The organism is Deltaproteobacteria bacterium (genome assembly GCA_022340465.1).
In the GTDB taxonomy this organism is placed as follows: domain Bacteria; phylum Desulfobacterota; class Desulfobacteria; order Desulfobacterales; family B30-G6; genus JAJDNW01.
The window spans coordinates 118,683-137,752 of the sequence record JAJDNW010000130.1 but is presented as its reverse complement, the minus strand read 5'-3'; the positions used below and the strand labels follow the sequence as shown (position 1 = coordinate 137,752).

Sequence of the window (19,070 nt, the reverse complement as noted above, 5' to 3'; positions counted from 1 at the left end):
CTGATGTAAATTTACCCTCAACGTTGCAATCGTTCGGGGTATCAGGGATTGGGCTTCATATGCGGAAACAGGATAACTTCCCGAATGGAAGCGGCATCGGTCAACAGCATGGTCAGGCGATCGATGCCGATGCCTTCTCCGGCAGTGGGCGGCATGCCGTAGGACAACGCCTCGATGTAGTCGTTATCCATATAGTGGGCTTCATCGTCACCGGCCGCCCGGTCCTCGACCTGTTGAAGAAAACGCTCTTTCTGGTCATCGGGGTCGTTCAGTTCCGAGAATCCGTTGGCAATTTCCCTGCCGGCGATGAACAGTTCGAAACGCTCCGTCAGGGTCGGGTCGGTTTCGCTGCGGCGCGACAGGGGCGACACCTCCACCGGATATCCGGTAATAAAGGTCGGCTGAACCAGTTCGGGTTCGACCAGCACATCAAAAAGCTTGGTAATGATCTTTCCCGTCCGCCCCTTCTTAGATATCTTGATCCCCTTTTCCGCAGCGAAATTCAGCAGGCCCTGGCGATCTCCCAACAGGCCAGGATCCATCCCCCCCACCTTTTCGAGCGCATGGGCCATCGTCATGCGTTTCCATTTGCCGCTCAAATCGATGGTATTTCCCTGGTAGCTGAAACGCTCTTCACCGATCACCTCTCGTGCCACGCAAGAAAGCATTTCTTCGGTCAGCTCCATCAAGTCTTCATAATCCGCGTAAGCCTGGTAAAACTCCAGCATGGTAAATTCCGGATTATGACGGGCCGACACGCCTTCGTTTCTGAAATTTCTGTTGATTTCAAAGACCCTTTCGAACCCGCCCACAACCAGGCGTTTGAGGTAAAGCTCGGGCGCTATGCGCAGAAAAAGGTCCATCCCCAGGGCGTTGTGGTGTGTTTTGAACGGTGAGGCTTCCGCTCCGCCCGGTATGGGGTGCATCATGGGCGTTTCCACCTCGAAAAAATCCTTTTCCAGCAAAAATGAACGGATGGCCTGGATGATGCCGCTGCGGCGGATGAACACCTCGCGAACCTCGGGATTCATGATCAGGTCCAGGTGGCGCTGCCGGTAGCGCTTCTCAGGATCCTTCAGGCCGTGAAACTTTTCCGGCAGTGGTTTCATGGCCTTGCAGACCAGGGTCAGTTCATTCGCCAGCAGGGTCCACTCACCGGTTCTGGTTTGGAACATGCTCCCTTTCAACCCCACATGATCACCGATATCAAACTGCTTAAAAAGGCTGTAGGCCTCGTCACCGATTCTGTCCTTGCGCACATAGGCCTGCATCTGCCCCGTCCGGTCCCGAAAGCGAATAAAGCTGGCCTTGCCGAAGCGGTTGATGGCCATCATGCGGCCGGCGACAACAAAGGTCTCGATCTCGAACCGCTCCTTGGCGGAGGCTGCTTCCGAAGCGCCGACATCGGCGAGCGCCAGGCCGTCTATCTTTTCCCGTATTTCCCGAACGGTGTTCTCCACCTTGAACTGATTGGGGAATAGATTTATTTTCTCTTTTAATTCAGATACTTTCTGCTGACGTTTCTCAAGAACTTCACTTTTCTCCATTTTTCCATCATTCCAATTCATTAAAGACGGCCGGCCACCGATAACGATACCGACGCATGTTTCTAATGTATATCCCAACGTGAGCGATTTTCGGTTTGGCCGCAGATGCGGTGAAGCCGGAAATCCCGGAGGGTTTCAAACTTTAAAACTCGAAACCCTCGACGCCGGTGTATGGTTGATCACAACAATACCGGACGGAATGTTTTATCGCCCGAACCCCGAAAATAAATGAGCTGTGTTTGGTAACGTATTTACCCTGGAGTGTCAACCCCACAGTTGCATAATCAACATGGCAGATAATATATAATAAACTGTTATTATAGAAAATATAATAACACCAGCACTATCTCTGCGATTTCTCCAATCGTGAATTCCAAGGATGGTGTCTATTTTGCCGCGTTGCTTCCCCTTCGGGCTTCGCTGCCAGCGACGCCCGACAAGCCGGGGCAGCTGAGCAATTACGTTTTAAGCCCGAACCTGAAGGTGGTGCCGTTTCCAGGCTCGCTCTCGACCTCGAGCCGGCTGGCATAGGATTCGAGGATGCGGTGTACGATTGAAAGGCCCAAGCCGGTTCCCCGTGTTTTTGTGGTGTAAAAGGGATCGAATATATGCGCCAGGCATGCCTCGGGGATCCCGATGCCGTCGTCGGTTACCACGACCTTGACACTGCGGGACCTGAGACGCTCCATAGATACCGATATCCTGCCGCGCTCCTCGATGGCTTCGGACGCATTCAGCAGGAGATTCCATAAAATCTGCCGCAGGTGAACCGGGTCCATTTCGACCCAGATGTCGGGCACCAACCGGCGCTCGATGACAATCCTTCCGCTGCAGGCGCCGTCCTTTTCGAACAGCACCAGAATTTCCTCCAGCGCTTTGTCCAGCTTTATTTTTTCCAGATTTCCCCTGGGCGGCCTGGCAAACATCAGGAAATCACTCACCAGCGAGTTCAAGCGGTCCGTCTCCCTCAAAACGATTTGCATCAACTTGTAATTTTCTGAATTGTAGGCCATCTCCTCCTGCAGCATCTGGATGGAACCCGCCAGAGACGCCAGCGGATTTTTTATCTCGTGGGCCAGACCGGCCGCCATCTCGCCCATGGAGGCCAGCTTCTCCACCCGTTTGACATGTTCCTCCATGTCTTTGAGCTCTCCCCTGGTGCGCCTCGTCTGCTCGGCCAAAAATCCACTCAAAAAGGCCACGGCAAAACAGGCCAGCACCGTGAAAATAATCTTGTACAGAATCCGGCTCCATTCATATTCCATCGCCAGCGGGTTGTTTTCCAGGCCGTAAGGGTTCAACACGCCGTAATATTCCAGCAAAATCATGGCGCAGTACTGCAAACCGCAAAAAAAAGCCATGAACATGCTGCCGCGCCGGTGAATCAGGACACTCGAATAGATGATCACCAGAAGGTACAGAAAACTGAAAAAACTCGAATAGCCGCCGGTGACGAAAACGATCATCGTCACCACAACCGTATCCACGGCGATCTGAACGATTGCAAACAGCAGCACGCGCTTGATTCTGGGCAATATGATCGCATAGATTAATGACAGAATGAGTGTGCAGGCGATCAGGACGTACAGGACCAGGAGTGACTGGGAAAAGGGGGAGGCATCCTCGCTGAGCTGCAGGATGACGGTTGATCCCAGAAGAATGGAGGTGAATAAAATTCGGAAAAGGATCAGCGGCTGCAGCTTCGGGCGAAGGTCCCCTTCCGGCTTAGTCTTCTTAAAATTCATACCCAACCCGGACAGTCCGGAATCGAATATCCAATGATTTCCTAATCTGCGCTTGTCGAGGTTTAGGAATTAATATCCAATTTCCAATGATCACGATTACCAAACACGGCAGGACATTGATTGTTGGATATTGGATATTCCGGCTTACCCCCAGCGACGGGGTTTCTTTTGTCAGCCGGTGATTAGACAGCGCCGGCCATCTTGAAAATCGGCAGATACATGGCCACCACCAGGGCACCGATGACGGTTCCCAAAAACACCATCATGAACGGTTCGATCATGGATGTCAGGTTCTCCACGGCCTGATCGACTTCGTCGTCATAAAAATCGGCGATCTTACCCAACATCGCATCGAGGGCTCCCGTAGCTTCTCCAACGGCAATCATCTGGCACACCATCGGCGGAAACACACCGGTAGCCTGCAGGGGATCAGCCATGGTCTGCCCTTCCGCAATGGCGGAACGAACATTGTAAATGGACCTTTCGATGGTCTTGTTCCCCGACGTTTTTGCCACAATGTCCAACGCTTCCAGAATGGCTACACCGCTGGAAAGCATGGTTCCCATGGTCCTGGTGAATTTTGCCACAGCCACTTTTCTCAGCAATATGCCGAAAATAGGCAGCTTGAGGAGCATGGCATCGACGGTGATGCGGCCCCGGTTCGTGCGGTAATACCTTCGGAAGGCAAAAATAAACAACACCAGTGCAATGATGAGATAAAGGATCTTGTCTTTTACAAATTCACTTATTGACACGACGATTTTTGTCGGCGTCGGGAGATCGCCGCCCAACCCCTCGAACATCTCCTCGAAGACCGGAATGACAAACACCAGAATGACGCCCACCACCAGTACGGCCACGATGATCGTAATGATCGGGTAGGTCATGGCGCCCTTCACCTGCCCCTTGAGCTTGGCCGCCTTCTCCATATAGGCGGACAGGCGGCGCAGAATCGTGTCCAGGATGCCGCCGGCTTCACCCGCAGCGACCATATTGACGAACAACTCATCGAAATGTTTGGGATATTTCCTCAAGGCTTCCGCCAGGGTCTGCCCTCCCTCCACCGATTCCTTTATCTTTTTGAGCATTATCTTGAATGTTTTGTTTTCCTGCTGAGCCTGGAGAATCTCCAGGCACTGGATAATGGGCAGGCCAGCGTCTATCATCGTGGAAAACTGCCGGCAGAAAACGATGATGTCCTTTTCCTTGACCGGAGGCTGCAAGAAGGCCACATTTTCGAAAAGGTCTTTCGGTTTTTTCTTTATTTTGGTGGGTGTAATCCGCAGTTTGTTCAAGTGGCTTCTGACAGCATCTTCATTGGGAAGATCGATTTCACCTTTCTGTACATCGTTGTTTCTGTTTTTCCCTACCCAAAGATAGACCGGCATAACATTCCCCCTGGTATAGATGTCTTAATAGGTGAGTCGGAAATTATTACCATAATATAACCCGAACGACAATAGTTTTCGGAATTTATTCTTTGCGTTGCTGCGCTTTTACGTATATGGGTATCCTTGTTTAATCTCTTGATCGGGCAATTAAAATATGATCTGCTTCGCTTTTCGCCGGCGTTGCAGACGCCTGCGGTACGGCAATATGAAAAGCATGCTGCCATCTCGATGGTAATGGAAAAGGGATCCCACCACCATGGGTAGAGACAAGGGGCTGACGGTCATCACCACCCACATCAATGCGGATTTTGATGCACTGGCCTCCATGCTGGCCGCGCAAAAGCTCTACCCCGACTCCCTGGTCGTCTTTCCCGGTTCCCAGGAAAAAAATCTGCGCAATTTTTTCATTCAATCCATGGTGTACCTGCTGAATATCGCCAATGTAAAAGATATTGATTTCAAAAAGATAGAAAGGCTGGTCCTGGTGGACACGCGGCAGCCCAACCGCATCGGAAAATTTTCCGGCATTCTCGACAGGGCCGGACTGGACATTCATATCTACGATCACCACCCGCATATGGAAAACGATATAGAAGGAACCCACATGGTTCTGGAACGGCTCGGAGCCACCGTGACCATTCTCGTGGAAATTCTCAAGAAAAAAGAGATCGACATATCTCCCGACGAAGCCACCATCATGTGCCTGGGCATCTATGAGGATACCGGATCGTTCACCTTCCCTTCCACCACCCAAAACGATTTTATCGCCGCCTCCTTTCTGTTGTCCAGGGGCGCCAACCTGAACATGATCGCCAACCTGATCGCCCGCGAAATCAGCCCTGAACAGATCGGCATTCTCAACGACATGATCCAGGCCTCCACCAGCCGCAACATCAATGGTGTCGACGTGGTGTTGACCACCGTATCCACCGACCGCTATGTTCCCGATTTCGCTTTCCTGGTCCACAAAATGGTCAAAATGGAAGACCTGGATGCCATTTTCGCCATCGCCCTCATGGAAAACAAGGTTTACGTCGTGGCCCGCAGCCGCATACCAGAAGTCGATGTGGGTGTCATCGTCACCGCCCTGGGAGGGGGGGGACATGCCTACGCCGCAGCAGCGACCATCAAGGATATGACCCTGGCACAGACCGAACAGCGACTTTTGGACATCCTCTACAGCAAGATTCAATCCAGGCGACTCGCCAAACACCTCATGTCCTCGCCGCCCATCACGGTTCGGGCGGATGTGTCCTGCCGGGAAGCCGGCGAGCTCATGACCCGCTACAATATCAACGCCCTGCTGGTCACGGAGAAAGAGGGAGGGCAACTGGTCGGGTTCATCTCCAGGCAGGTTATCGAAAAAGCCCTTTACCACAAGCTGAAGCAGGTTCCGGTACGCGAGTATATGACCACGGAGATGGTGTCCGTCGCACCCGAAGCGGACATGCTCGAAGTTCAGGAAAAAATCATCGAACACAAGCAGCGTATCCTTCCGGTCATAGAGGGCGATGCAATTATCGGTGTGGTGACCCGCACCGACCTGCTCAATATCCTCGTAAGGCGTAAAAACCGGCGTGCCATCGGCCCGAACGAGCTGCCCGAAAAGCTGGAACACGCCCGCACACGCAACATCTCCAACTTCATGCAAGAGCGTATCGGTCCGTTTCTTCTGGATTTGTTGCGGGAAATAGGGGAAACCGCCGACGAAATCGGATGCAACGCCTACGTCGTCGGCGGATTTGTACGCGACCTGTTTCTCTATCGCTCCAACGAAGACATCGATATCGTCATCGAAGGTGACGGCATCGCCTTTGCAAAAAAGTTTGCCGGGCAAAAGAACGCCCGGGTCCACGCCTATGCCAAATTCGGCACCGCAGTCATCACCTTCCCTGACGGCTTCAAAATCGATGTGGCATCCGCACGCCTCGAGTATTACAAATTTCCGGCCGCTCTGCCTGTGGTCGAGACAAGCTCCATCAAACTGGATCTTTTCCGCAGGGATTTTACCATGAACACGCTGGCCATACGGTTAAACGCCGGCAAATTCAGCACATTGATCGACTTTTTCTCCGCTCACAAGGACATCAAGGAAAAGGTTATCCGCGTCCTGCACAACCTCAGTTTCGTGGAGGACCCCACCCGGGTGTTTCGCGCGCTGCGCTTCGAACAGCGCTTTGGTTTCACCATCGGTAAACTGACCACCGGCCTCATCGAAAATGCGGTGAAAATGGATTTCTTCAAACGGCTGAGCGGCCGCCGGGTATTTACGGAGTTGCGACTGATCCTGGAGGAGGACAACCCCACGCCGACCATTGAGCGGCTGCAGGACTACAACCTGCTCAAGGTGATCCACCCCTCGATAAAAGCGGACAATGAATTGTTTTCACTGCTCAATTCAACCAGGAAGGTCATTGCATGGCACGATTTGCTTTTTCTGAAGGAATCCTATATAAAATGGGCCGTTTATTTTATGGCCCTGATCCGGAACTGTGACAGAAAAACCTCGCAAGATATCTGCCAGCGCCTCGAACTGGCACCGCGGTACCGAAAAATCTTCACCAGGGAACGGTTCCAGGCCGAAAGAATACTCTACTCGCTGGAAAAAAATACCAGGCTCGACAACAGCACCCTCTACGACAGCCTATCGGTCTTGAAAATAGAACTGATTCTCTACCTCATGGCCTGTACGCGGTTCCAGAGGGTCAAGCGGGCAATATCGAACTATGTGACCAATTTGAGGGATGTACGCATTACCGTCACGGGCAAGGACCTGATGAAATTGGGACTGAAACCGGGACCCGTTTACAGGGAGATCATGTCGGCCGTCATGACGGCCCGCTTGAACGGCAAGCTCGAAACCCGCCAGGACGAACTGCGGTTTGCAAAGGAGTTTCTGGCCGCCAAAAAATCTTGAAATCGTAAGAGATTGACAATAAATTTAAATTTGGAGAATGGAATGGCAACGAAAAAAAGAGTACTCAGCGGCATGCGTTCAACCGGGCCGCTGCATCTGGGAAACCTTCACGGGGCATTGCTGAACTGGGTCAACATGCAGGACGAATACGAATGTTTTTTCTTCATCGCCGACTGGCATGCCCTGACCAGCGACTACGAAGACCCGAAACATCTTCCCGGCTATGTCAAGGCCATCATGGTGGACTGGTTGAGTGCCGGTCTTTCACCTGAAAAAAGCACCCTCTTTGTGCAGTCCCGGGTCAAGGAGCATGCCGAATTGTTTCTGATTCTCTCCATGATCACCCCGGTGCCCTGGCTGGAGCGCAACCCGACCTACAAGGACCAGATCGTACAGATCAACAACAAAGACCTGTCTACTTTCGGCTTTCTGGGATATCCCGTACTGCAGGCCGCAGATATCATCATGTACAAGGCCAACGGCGTTCCTGTGGGGGTCGACCAGGTTCCCCACGTTGAAATCACGCGGGAAATCGCCAGGCGCTTCAACTATTTCTATGGCAACGTTTTTCCCGAACCCGACGCCATTCTGACCCGGACCCCAAAAATTCTGGGCCTGGACCGGCGCAAAATGAGCAAGAGCTACGACAACGCCATCTATCTTTCCGATACGCCCGACGAAATCAGGGCCAAGGTATTGCAGATGATCACGGACCCCCAGCGCGCCAGAAAAAGCGATCCCGGGGATCCGGATGTCTGCAATGTATACGAATTCCACAAGCTTTACTCGGATGAAGAAACCGTCAAAACCACCGAAAAAGCATGCAGAAAGGCGGAAATAGGTTGTGTGGAATGTAAGAAGGTGATGGCGGAATTTCTGATAAAAGGAATGGCCCCCATTCATGAAAAAAGGGCCTACTACCTTGAGCGCCCGGATCTGGTGGACGAAATTTTCACGAACGGCAGTGAGAAAGCGTCCAAGGTCGCCAGGGCAACCATGGAAGAAACCAGGGCCGCGATTTCCTTTTAAACAATGGGAACTCCTTATCAGATAAAGCTCGAAGATGTCTTCGAAGGCCCCATGGACCTGTTGTTGCACCTCATCAGGAAAAACGAGGTGGACATCTACGACATTCCCATCGCCCTCATCACCCGCCAGTACATCGAGTATCTCGACTGGATGAAGATGATGAATATTGACTTTGCCGGCGATTTTTTGGTAATGGCCGCAACATTGGCCCAGATTAAATCGCGCACGCTCCTGCCCACCCACGGGAACGAGGAAGAGGAAGAGGACCCGCGCATGGAGCTCACCGGGCCCCTGATCGAATACCTCCAGATGAAGTCGGTTGCCGATCAGCTGGCCGAAAGGAATCTCCTGGGGGAAAAAACCTTTGCCAGGGCCTATGCCGAAGGGGAGTTCAGGGAGTTCGAAGAAAGCGAGCAGGTGATCCAGGTCGGACTGTTTGAACTGATAGACGCGTTCCAGAAGATCCTGAAGAACATCCCCGACAACCACAGAATCGACATGGAGGCCGACCGGGTGTCCGTCAAGGAGCGCATTACGGAAATCGTGGACCTCCTGGAGGAAAAAGGCACCATGACCTTCACCGAGCTTTTCGCCGGAGAAGCCACCAGAAGCGAAATCATCGTGACCTTTCTGGCGCTGCTTGAAATGGTCAAACTGAACCTGATCAAAATCGCCCAGCACCTGTCTTCGGGTATCATCAGGGTATTTTACGTGTAATGGAAGATTTGAAGAACATCATCGAAAGCCTGATTTTCGTTTCGGAGGAACCCCTGGCCCTGGACAGGATCAAGGAGGTCGTCGAACTTGCCGACCGCAAGGAGATCAGGGAGGCCGTTCAGGAACTGCAGGCCGAATACGAGTCCCGCACCGGCGCCTTCGTGCTGCGCGAGGTCGCCGGCGGATACCAGTTCCGCTCCCGGCCGGAGTACATCCAGTGGATAAAAAAGTTCATCCAGCCCAGGCCCGCGCGCCTCAGCAAACCCGCCCTGGAAACCCTGGCCATCATCGCCTACAAACAACCGGTAATCCGCAGCGACATCGAACATTTGAGAGGGGTGGACTGCGGCGGCGTTTTGCGGATGCTCATGGAGCGCAAACTGATTCGTGTCCTGGGACGCAAGGAGATACCGGGCAGGCCGATCATCTACGCGACCACCAAGCAGTTTCTGGAATTGTTCGAACTGAAAAACCTGAAGGACCTTCCCACGCCCAAGGAGATCGAGGAACTGAACAAGGCGCCCCTGGACGGGGACTTGGACGAAGAGTCAGCCGAGGAACCAGGGGAAGAACCGGCAAAGGAACCGGGGGAAGAACCGCCACCTGAATCTTCCAGGGAAGCGTTGGCGGAACAGTTGTCGGAAACAGAAATAACGCTAGAAAAAAAGGATGAACCGGACACCCCGATCTCAACAACCGCCCCCCGGGGGGATGATGCCGGGGAGCCGGATACGGAAAAGGACACGCCTCCCGCATGACCTAACCCCCCCTCGTTGCATAAACAACTGTAATAAGGGGGTAAATTCAGCCCAGCGTTGAAATTTATTCTTGACTTGAAACTCATCAACCCATTATAATTGTTGCATTATGGACAGCGAGGGGCTTCAATGAACAAATCGGGCCTGATCAATGTGCTAAGAGAGAGGGCGGGTTTAAACGCAAGGGAGGCTGAAAAGGTCGTACGCACTTTCTTCAACGAGATCTCCGCCTCGATCACCCGGGGAGACCGGGTGGAAATACGCGGGTTCGGCAGTTTCACGGCAAAAAACTATAAGTCCTACACGGGCCGCAACCCGAAAACAGGCGCGCCCATTGCCGTCCCCTCGAAAACGCTCCCCTTTTTCAAGGTCGGTAAAGAACTGAAGAAAAAAGTGGACAGTTGATGTCCCGGCTGAAAAATATGTAAGAAAACGTATAGTAAATCCTTGATCTACCGTAAAACGGGGTATATAAGAAAAGCCACGATTCGACAAAGTTACACGGGCGGTTAACTCAGCGGGAGAGTGCTACCTTCACACGGTAGAAGTCACTGGTTCAAATCCAGTACCGCCTACCAGTAAAATCAAGGGGTTACAGATTATAAATTCTGGAACCCCTTTTTTATGAAGGTTAGAGGGAAGATATTGGGATCGCATTTCACCTTCAGCTCAACCCGAGAGCGTCCATCAGCGAACCGTAGGTTCTGTCAAAGTACTCAATATCCGGCTTATCAATCTCCTTCTTCCAGCGCTCCAGCGATTCCGTCTGAGGTAAGAGTGTCTTGTCCGGATTTTTTCTCAAAGCGTCGAAGTTTGGTGCCGGCAGATCGAAGAAAGAGTGGATGCTGGAGAGGTTCTCCTCGAAATTTTGCACCAGCTGGCTGTAGCCAAGAACCAGAACCTGGCCCGGCGGCGTCCGATCAAGGGCTTCCACTGTCATTCTGGTGAACTCGCCCCAGCGATCCATGCAGGCACGCACCGAGCCCATCCAGCGGCGTTTGTACATCGACAGGGCGGTTGCCCGTCCATCCCGCGCGAGTATGACGAGCCTGGCATGGGGCACCATCCGCAGGAGCTCATCGGCATGTCGCCCGTAGGGCGGTTCCTTGTTCACCCAGCTCGAGGCCGATCCGTGAATGATCGCCGCATGACAGTTCAGAAGGTGCAGATAGAAATCACCAAAACGCTTCGTGATTCCCGGCAGATCGCTTAGCAAGGGGAGGTCCGCCTTGAGGGCCTTACCAGCTTCAACGATGGAACGACGTGGGACGTAGTCTATCAGCCCGCGCATGCCTGATCCGTACATATTGCGTCGCTTGAAGGCATACCGGTGAACCTGCTTCAGGAAGTAGTCGAGGTAGTAGGCCCGTTTTTCCACCGAGTCGTCGGTTCCCAGTTGGTAGTACTCATAGGGTGCTTCACGAATCAACGACAGCACAAAGATCCCCACCTCGTCCACGACAACGGGTTGACTGTGATACTGCGCCTTCAGGAGGCGCACCAGCCATCTTGTCCCCGATCGACCCGTCGTGCCCCCGATAAAACGCGGCAGCACGACCGGTCTCACAAACTCGTCGGCCGCCAGGGGTCTCTCGCGATTGTAGGCGATTAACATTCGTGCACGACGACCGGTATTCTCGAGGCCGACGCCTCCGGTCATACGCTGGGCGTTGCGTTTTGCTCGACGGAGAGACACATCAAAGAGGGAGTGATTGATGTGTTCGATACGTCGAAGCAACGGCTTCATTTGCGTTCCTCACTGGAATAGCGGCAGAACAAAGATAACGCCGCAAAGAGGGGTAAAAACTTGCATTCCGGAGGCCATCATATGGCAAAAGAGAACTTGTTTGTCAAGGGAATACATGCCACAATATGTGGTATGGGCCGAAAAGGGAATTTCACAGCTGTCATAGGAAAGATACAATCTATTGTCATTCTATTTTCGTATTTCATTGCCGTTCATTCCGTTTTCTTAATAGGGGATGAACAAACCTTTGCCATGGCTCTTTCAACCGAAGATAATATCCATCTAAAGCTAAAAGCGGAAGAGTGGGAAGACGTTGACAGGGTCAATCAAGATGAATTTTCCATTGATCATTCATATCAGACCCAGGAAATCACTCCTGACAGCTTATCGAGCCAAGCCGTCAATTTTTTAATGTCCCCATGGCAGGATTTTACTGTCAGGATGGTGCCGCGGGACTTGGATACCGACTTTTTTTCAAAAATTGCGTTTGGTGAAAAGCACGAGATTGAAGGGACGGCACTGCCACAATTCATAGTTACGGTAAATTCTATTGCGGATGGCCTTGTCGGCACTACTTTGATTTTAACAATCGGGATCATTTTTATCGATTTAAAGACATTTCGAATTACCTTAAAAAACTGCATGAGAGCTGATAAAAGCATTAGCTACAAAAGAACTAAAAATGAAGCAAAAAGACTGCTTAAACACATGATAAAGATTTTCATTTTAGTCATTTTCTTCATATCGATTCATTTGATTTTAATTTACCCTATAGACAAATACATCCTACCGATCGACACGGCAGCAAAGGTAATTTCTGTTTTCGATATAGATCCTGGAACATGGAAAAACAATATCAAATTTATAATTTACGGCAGCATGAACGAAGATCGTGAAGCGTGGCACATGGCTCGGGGCTATAGCCACGCCAGCGAAGAATTTTTACAGTTTATATTTTGGAACTTTTGGTACATCGCTGCTGCTCTCATGCTTTACCTCAGTCTCACATTTTATTTTTTCGTAATCAAACCATCGCGTAGGTTGCACAGAAATTTCAAGCTTCGGGTGCATCGAAGAAGTATTTTTTATCATAAAGTAGATTCGGTTAGACGCCGAAAACGTTATCAAAGGCATTGAAATATTGTCGAATAAGGGCATGGAGGTATGTTGCTTAGCCCTGAGTTGAGCGTTTCAAATTTTAAAAAATGGCCAAAATAAAAACATCTTCAAGGGTAAGTGATTACAATTACATAGCCGCCATCCTTAAAACGATTCAGTTAATGTGAAAGGAGAAATTAATAATGCGATTTAGTATTTGTATTTTCTCCGTGTTACTGTTGCTAGTGCCGGCGCATGCCGCAGAAAAGGGGAATATTTACCGCCATCCGGCCGGCCTTTCATTCTGGTATCCCCAGCAATGGACACTCAGGGAACTGGATGAAGCTCTACAGCTTATCCCTGATGATGTCGTGACGACGCAAGAAGGCTCGTCAGAGTTCTACTTTGTAACTGGCGAGAGTGTCAGTGGGACGGGTATTTCTCGAGCCGATGACCCACAAGTAATCAGCTACGCTGACCAACAGGTACGTTCAATCCTGCCCGCCCTGCAATTACAAAAAAGCCGCACACGTGTTGATCTTTTGGGAACACAAGGACTGGTGTTGATTTGGAAAGGAAATAATAACGCAGGCAAACCCATCGAAGGGAGAGCTTACATTGTCATCACCAAAGGGTTTGCTTTGACTCTCTCCGGCATTTCCCTCAAAGGGCTTATAGACAAACGTGAAGGGTATTTAGACAAAATATTTACCTCGTTCGTGATCGGCCAGGGGCAACTCGATCCTGCTTTGATAGGAACATGGCACAAGTACGCCACTGCGGCACTTGCCAACCCTGACAGAATCTATGAAACAGCCTGGAGTGCAGCCCAATCGGTTTCAGAGGATAAAAGTAAGCTGACGTTTTACCCGAACGGAGAGTGGCATAGAATAAACACCTCTCAAACCATCGTTGGTGCAGGAGGCGTATGGCTCGAAGACAACAGTAAGAATGAGCATCGGGGTCGATGGAACGCAGATGGGAAAAAGCTTTTTATGCTTTACGAAGATAATACATGGGAAGAATTTTCTTATATAATTGTGAGAACCGCTGATGGCCGTGAGCTGAGGACATCGGTGGAGAAACGAGCTGTGATTTGGCGGCAATAGGTTTTTCGGTTTAAGCGATTTTTCCTTTTTGCGTTTTTGTAGGGAATCGGCTCACTCACCATCCTTTATCGCATTGAGGGAAAAGAATTTTACCATTTTGAATGGATTTGATTTTTTGTAATTTTTGACAGTAAAACCGATCTCCTTTAAGAATCCTGTAAATTGTTCCGCCGTGTACATCGATTGATAGGGATGATCGGACAAAATTCGCCATAATTTTCCAATGCCTCCTGTAAACGCTTCGATGGACATATCTTCGAGAATCAATTCACCCTTTGGCTTTAAAACGCGTTTTATTTCTTTAAGGGCGCCTCTATAATCAGGTATGTGGTGAATAATTCCAAAATCAAAAACCGCGTCGAAATATGTATCCGGAAAATCAAGATTCGAGGCATCCATGACTTTGAAGGAAATCGACGCATCCGGATTCCGTTTCGAGGCGAGCTTTATCATCCTGTCATCAAGATCGATTCCAACAATATGCTCCGGCGAGAAATATTTTTTAATCAATTTAATTCCGTTGCCGTTGCCACAACCAATTTCCAACACCCTCCGAGCGTCTTTGATCGAAGTCATGGATCGTAGAATTTTGAGCTCATACTTTTCCTGAACAAGGGCCCTCATGGGATTGTTCATTGCCAGAAACTCTATTTTATTCAATTTCATTTTGTTTCACCGGATCTTTTTCGACTGCTTCTGGCCATTACAACCGAAAGTGACACCAACCAAGCCGCACCTATCCCGGCACCGGTTACAAAAACACCGTCGAATCCCAGCTGCATGAAAACGGGTGCAAATACAATGGGCGACAGGAATTGGCCGATAAACCCGAATGTCCCCAGGTATGAGCTGAACCGTCCCCGGAAGGATGGGGGTACCACAGCCCCGATCCACACCATGACGGTGGGCATCATCAGCCCCTGACTGACACCGAACAGGGCCACGCTGGCGGCAATGACCCAGCTTGCGGATGCCTGGGACAGGAAGGAAAATGCCACTGTCCACAGAGCGGCAACCATGACGATGATGCGCTCATAGCTGAAACGTGACCGTATCTTTCCATAGACAAAAGCGGTCACGCCTCCCGCAGCTGTCATAGCGGTGATGAACAGCCCGATACGGATGGTGCTGGAGATGCCAAAGCCCTCTAGCAATTGGGGTAGAAAAACGACGATGGAATATAGAAGCAGACTGCCAAAAAAGGTTACACCGTATATGATGAAAAGGACCGGCTTTTCTCGAAAGATGGTCAATACCGATGCATTGCCCTGGGGACTCGGTCCACTCTGGCGGCGGACCCTCGGTTCAGGAACACCCGCCATGGCCAGCAGGCCGATGGGAATGGCCACCAGGTAGACGGCAAAAGGAAAACGCCATGAAACGGCGCCCAGGGCGCCGCCGAGCAACGGCCAGATGACCCCGCCGAAACTCTGGGCACTGCCCCGCCATCCCATGACCCGATCGCGCTCGATCCCATCGTACATATTCAGGATTAGCACGTTGATACCGGCGAAAACACCGGCCAAGCCGATTCCCAGACAGGCCCTGCTGATCAGGAAAGCCCAGAAGGAATCGATCAGCAAGCCGGCCCCGCCGGCAAGCCCGTAGAGAAATAACGCAGCGATATACGGCCCTTTGACCCCCCGACGGTCGATGATGCTTCCCATCAATGGGCTGAACAGCGCCATGAACAACCCGTGGGTGGTGATGATCAACCCCACATAGGAAGGCGCAACCCCGAGACCGTCTCGCATGAGATTTAAAACCGGCGCTATGATGCTCCCGGCCATAATGGTCAGAGTTGCAGAGGCGAAAATGATACCCAGGGATAATTTTTTCGTAACAGCCATGGTTGACTACCGACCTATTTTAAAAGCGCACCGCCCGTTCCACACAATCGCGTCGAACTTGCGGCATCGATTATAAAAAATCGAGCCTATAACCCAAAATAAGGAACAACGATTGCATAGGAATAATGACGCCCCGGCCGGCAGGCTTTTACCTTGTTATTGGTTATAGGTCCGTAAAAAATTTATACCGGTGTGACCGTATCTGTCAATCCTGTGTGGTAATCATCTCCTATAAACGCTAAAAAAGGAGAATATACGAATGAAAACACAGGAATTGCACACCGACTATTACGACCATTTTGAATATTTCGGGAATACAGAGATCGAACGCACCCGCATGCAGGATGAAAAGGTCATCAAGCACGACTGGATCCTCTTCGATTCCGTCGAGGAGGCGATGGAATTTTTCAACGATCGTTGCGAGGGATTCGTGGGCGGCAATGCCTGAAGTCTGGCCGGTCTTTCGACTGTTTCAAATCGGCGCCGACGGCAGCGCAGGCCCCAGACCTTAAGGCGCTGCCGGAGGTCCCTGATTTTTTTTTTCGGAACGGTCCGTCTTCTCGACAACAACGATCACTCTACTGCCAACAGAGAATTACCGAAACAAACACAGGCCTCGTTTGAAAACCCCGCGATTGCATGAACGACGAACGGATTTCCCCGTCCGTTTCGGGAAAAAGCACAGTACAAGCGGATTGAAGAGGCAGATGTCGGAACTTCCAGTTCCTAAAACAGTCGCGCCGGAACTCCGGCGTCTTGTTTGTTGCCATCCCCTTTCCCTCTTCGAGCATAGGGATGACGTTAAAACACCCCGATGGCTCAAGTAGATAGAATCCATTGAAAACAATACCGTTGGCATGGTTCTTGTTAAGCGATAATGGAAGCTGAAAATTTGAAACGCTTGATTTAGGCGACTTCCTAATTTTCCTGATAATAAGCGAGGAGCTATGAAATCATTACTTGCCAAAAAGCGTCTTATCACCCTCACCATCTTTATCGGTTTTATTTTTGCGGCACTGAGTTTATCCCATGCGGCATCGGAGACGGTCACCCTGGTTGGTGAAATAAACGACACAGGCCAACTCGTGGCCGAAGGTGATATTTTTGATATCGAACCGAACGAGATAGGTGAAGATCTAATCGAGAATTACATCAGTGTGAAAGTGAAAGTGGAAGGCTCGATTCGGGAAGGGGAAGAGATGAAAATTATTACGGTCAAATCGTTTCAGGTTGTGGATGAGTAGGCATCGCGCTTCGCGACAGGCATCGCCTGCCTGTATCCGAAGATAAATATATACATACCGAAAAAGTTGTCCTTGTCCTGTCTACAGGGTCTCAGCATTCCTAATCATCACGCCATGGGCGAACGAGAGCGTTTATTGCAATCACCGGTTACGAATGCTCAGCAGCGGTATGGGGCTGTGCCGGAACATCTTCTGGGCGCAAGAGCCAAGGATCATGTCAATTACATTGGATCTTCCCTTGGCGCCCATCACCAGCAGATCGGGCTTTCCCTCGTCTATCTCCCGCAAAAGGGCTTCATAAGGCACACCGATGCGCAAGTGAGTTTCCACGCTGAGTCCTCCGTCGTGGCTTAGTTCTTCGGAAAGCTCGCGAAGGCGTTCTTTTTTCTCATCGGTGCACTCACCCACGTACTTTTTTACCGAAAAGTCCGGCACCTGCATGGCGACCATGTTCAGCATGTCCACGTCCCGCTGGTTGTAAACATGGGTCAACAGGAGGGTTGCCTTCACATCTCTTGCCAGTTTGGCGGCATACCTGGCCGCGGCCACGGAAAAATCTGAAAAGTCAACAGCAACCATTATTTTATTGATAACGGTCATGTCAAACCTCCTATGTTACCTTCAGATCAATTTTTTGGAGTCACGCTAAAACGTAAGTATCCGGATAGAGCTCTTCGTTGTCGACACGGATCAAGACACTGAAAAAGGCTTCCCTTTAACATGGTGAGGATCCCAACGCCTGCCAGAACAATAAAAATCGTTTTCATTTGAGTAGTTACCTGATGCCTGAAGCCTACATGCACCGAACCCGGACAAACCGGAAATTCCCATATGGATTGACTACCCTGAAGATAGCGGCAGATCGAATCCCAGCCCGGGCCCGGAACGCGGATAAAGATAGCCCTTCTTCAATGTGACCGCGCCCGTGCTGGGGTCTCCAACCAGGTCTAAGTGCCCATCCAGATCGGCATACGCGACGTTGGGCCGGGCCAGCGCAAAGTGCAGCCCGGCTGCAATGGCCAGAGCGGCCTCATCCATACAGCCCACCATGGTCTCCAGCTTAGCCGCCTTGGCGACGGAATCGATGCGCATGGCCTCGGTCACCCCCCCCACCTTCATCAGTTTGATATTGACCATGTCGACCAGATCGCGTTTGGCCAGCCGGAAGACATCCCGCAGACTCATCATGCTCTCGTCGGCCATGACCGGCAACGGCGCTTCATCGGTAATACGGCCCAACAGTTTCAAGTCACTTCTGTCGGTCGGCTGTTCGATGAGCGCCAAGCCGGCTTGGCGGGTCTTTTGGATAAAATGCAGCGCTTCGGCTTCGCCATAGCCCTGATTGGCATCAAAGCGGAGTTCGACAAGCGTCCCGACGGCTTTTCTGACCGCAAGCACGCGTTCGATATCGGTCTCTACATCGACACCCCCTTTTAATTTCAAGGACCGGAACCCATTGCCGGCATGCTCCCTGGCCCTGGCCACCGTATCCGCCACCGGCATGATTCCGATGGTGACACTGGTCATGATTCGCGTTCGGTATCCCCCCAGCAGCACATATACCGGAAGCCCGGCCGCCTTCCCCAGAATGTCATACAGGGCCATGTCCGTCATTGCCATGGCCGATGGATTCCCGGGCAGAATCGATTTCAGGTTTTCGGTCAACCTCGCCAGCCGCAAAGGATTCTCGCCGTAAATTGCCGGTTCGACGACACCATTGCCGACCTCGATCACCGATTCCGGTGTTTCACCGGTGACGGAGGCATCCGGTGCGGCGCAGCCATAGCCAGTCAGGCCATTGTCCGTGTCTACTCGTAAGAAGACATTGGTCGCCGAAGCGACCGCTTCATAGGCGATACTGTAAGGCTCCGCCAACGGCATGGTGACCGGCCACATTTCCAAATGGGTAATTTTCATT

General features: G+C 51.2%; 17 protein-coding genes and 1 tRNA gene. 10 read left to right on the top strand and 8 right to left on the bottom strand.

From position 1 onward, the window contains the following. Window positions 1-41: 41 nt before the first annotated feature. The 3 genes from lysS to LJE94_17850 form a co-directional block, all read right to left on the bottom strand. Window positions 42-1,547 carry a lysine--tRNA ligase gene (lysS, locus tag LJE94_17860; GenBank protein MCG6911969.1) on the bottom strand — a complete coding sequence of 502 codons (1,506 nt, stop codon included), beginning with the start codon at window positions 1,545-1,547 and terminating at the stop codon, window positions 42-44. A 458-nt stretch (window positions 1,548-2,005) separates the two neighbouring features. After that, window positions 2,006-3,292, bottom strand: coding sequence for a two-component sensor histidine kinase (locus LJE94_17855; protein MCG6911968.1), 1,287 nt, complete (start codon window positions 3,290-3,292; stop codon window positions 2,006-2,008). A 182-nt stretch (window positions 3,293-3,474) separates the two neighbouring features. Continuing rightward, complete coding sequence (locus tag LJE94_17850) at window positions 3,475-4,680, bottom strand: type II secretion system F family protein (GenBank protein MCG6911967.1); 1,206 nt, start codon at window positions 4,678-4,680, stop codon at window positions 3,475-3,477. 259 nt (window positions 4,681-4,939) lie between these two features. Between LJE94_17850 and LJE94_17845 the strand changes: the two genes are divergently transcribed. The 6 genes from LJE94_17845 (at window position 4,940) to LJE94_17820 (ending at window position 10,682) form a co-directional block, all read left to right on the top strand. Beyond that, a complete protein-coding gene (locus LJE94_17845; GenBank protein ID MCG6911966.1) occupies window positions 4,940-7,600 on the top strand; it encodes a CBS domain-containing protein in 2,661 nt (886 codons plus the stop codon). A 42-nt stretch (window positions 7,601-7,642) separates the two neighbouring features. Beyond that, window positions 7,643-8,629, top strand: coding sequence for a tryptophan--tRNA ligase (gene trpS, locus LJE94_17840; GenBank protein MCG6911965.1), 987 nt, complete (start codon window positions 7,643-7,645; stop codon window positions 8,627-8,629). A gap of 3 nt (window positions 8,630-8,632) precedes the next feature. Further along, window positions 8,633-9,346 (top strand): segregation/condensation protein A, encoded by a 714-nt coding sequence (locus LJE94_17835; protein ID MCG6911964.1) that lies wholly within the window; start codon window positions 8,633-8,635, stop codon window positions 9,344-9,346. Beyond that, window positions 9,346-10,104: an SMC-Scp complex subunit ScpB gene (gene scpB / locus LJE94_17830; protein ID MCG6911963.1), complete on the top strand. Its 759-nt coding sequence runs from the start codon at window positions 9,346-9,348 to the stop codon at window positions 10,102-10,104. Before LJE94_17835 ends, scpB begins: the two co-directional genes overlap by 1 nt. Before the next feature lie 129 nt (window positions 10,105-10,233). Then, entirely contained in the window at window positions 10,234-10,509 is a 276-nt protein-coding gene (locus LJE94_17825; protein MCG6911962.1) for an integration host factor subunit beta, read from the top strand. A gap of 98 nt (window positions 10,510-10,607) precedes the next feature. Beyond that, a tRNA-Val gene (locus LJE94_17820) sits at window positions 10,608-10,682 on the top strand. An 86-nt stretch (window positions 10,683-10,768) separates the two neighbouring features. Here the strand turns inward: LJE94_17820 and LJE94_17815 are convergent. Beyond that, complete coding sequence (locus tag LJE94_17815; protein MCG6911961.1) at window positions 10,769-11,851, bottom strand: sulfotransferase; 1,083 nt, start codon at window positions 11,849-11,851, stop codon at window positions 10,769-10,771. An 81-nt stretch (window positions 11,852-11,932) separates the two neighbouring features. Between LJE94_17815 and LJE94_17810 the strand changes: the two genes are divergently transcribed. Together LJE94_17810 and LJE94_17805 are read left to right on the top strand one after the other, a co-directional pair. After that, the gene (locus LJE94_17810; GenBank protein ID MCG6911960.1) at window positions 11,933-12,988 is read left to right on the top strand and encodes a hypothetical protein; all 1,056 of its coding nucleotides are present in this window, start codon (window positions 11,933-11,935) and stop codon (window positions 12,986-12,988) included. 164 nt (window positions 12,989-13,152) lie between these two features. Beyond that, window positions 13,153-14,058 (top strand): hypothetical protein, encoded by a 906-nt coding sequence (locus LJE94_17805; GenBank protein MCG6911959.1) that lies wholly within the window; start codon window positions 13,153-13,155, stop codon window positions 14,056-14,058. Window positions 14,059-14,109: 51 nt separating this feature from the next. Here the strand turns inward: LJE94_17805 and LJE94_17800 are convergent, their stop codons facing one another. Continuing rightward, complete coding sequence (locus LJE94_17800) at window positions 14,110-14,724, bottom strand: class I SAM-dependent methyltransferase (protein MCG6911958.1); 615 nt, start codon at window positions 14,722-14,724, stop codon at window positions 14,110-14,112. Continuing rightward, on the bottom strand, window positions 14,721-15,908 hold the full coding sequence (locus tag LJE94_17795) for an MFS transporter (GenBank protein ID MCG6911957.1): 1,188 nt from the start codon (window positions 15,906-15,908) through the stop codon (window positions 14,721-14,723). Before LJE94_17795 ends, LJE94_17800 begins: the two co-directional genes overlap by 4 nt. 259 nt (window positions 15,909-16,167) lie before the next feature. On the opposite strand from LJE94_17795, the gene LJE94_17790 reads away from it, so the two are divergent. Further along, the gene (locus LJE94_17790; protein ID MCG6911956.1) at window positions 16,168-16,356 is read left to right on the top strand and encodes a hypothetical protein; all 189 of its coding nucleotides are present in this window, start codon (window positions 16,168-16,170) and stop codon (window positions 16,354-16,356) included. Between the two features lie 499 nt (window positions 16,357-16,855). After that, window positions 16,856-17,152, top strand: coding sequence for a hypothetical protein (locus tag LJE94_17785; GenBank protein ID MCG6911955.1), 297 nt, complete (start codon window positions 16,856-16,858; stop codon window positions 17,150-17,152). A gap of 141 nt (window positions 17,153-17,293) precedes the next feature. On the opposite strand, the gene LJE94_17780 is transcribed toward LJE94_17785, so the two are convergent. Beyond that, window positions 17,294-17,752, bottom strand: coding sequence for a universal stress protein (locus tag LJE94_17780; GenBank protein MCG6911954.1), 459 nt, complete (start codon window positions 17,750-17,752; stop codon window positions 17,294-17,296). Window positions 17,753-17,992: 240 nt separating this feature from the next. Further along, a complete protein-coding gene (locus LJE94_17775) occupies window positions 17,993-19,069 on the bottom strand; it encodes a dipeptide epimerase (protein ID MCG6911953.1) in 1,077 nt (358 codons plus the stop codon). Window position 19,070: the final 1 nt, after the last annotated feature.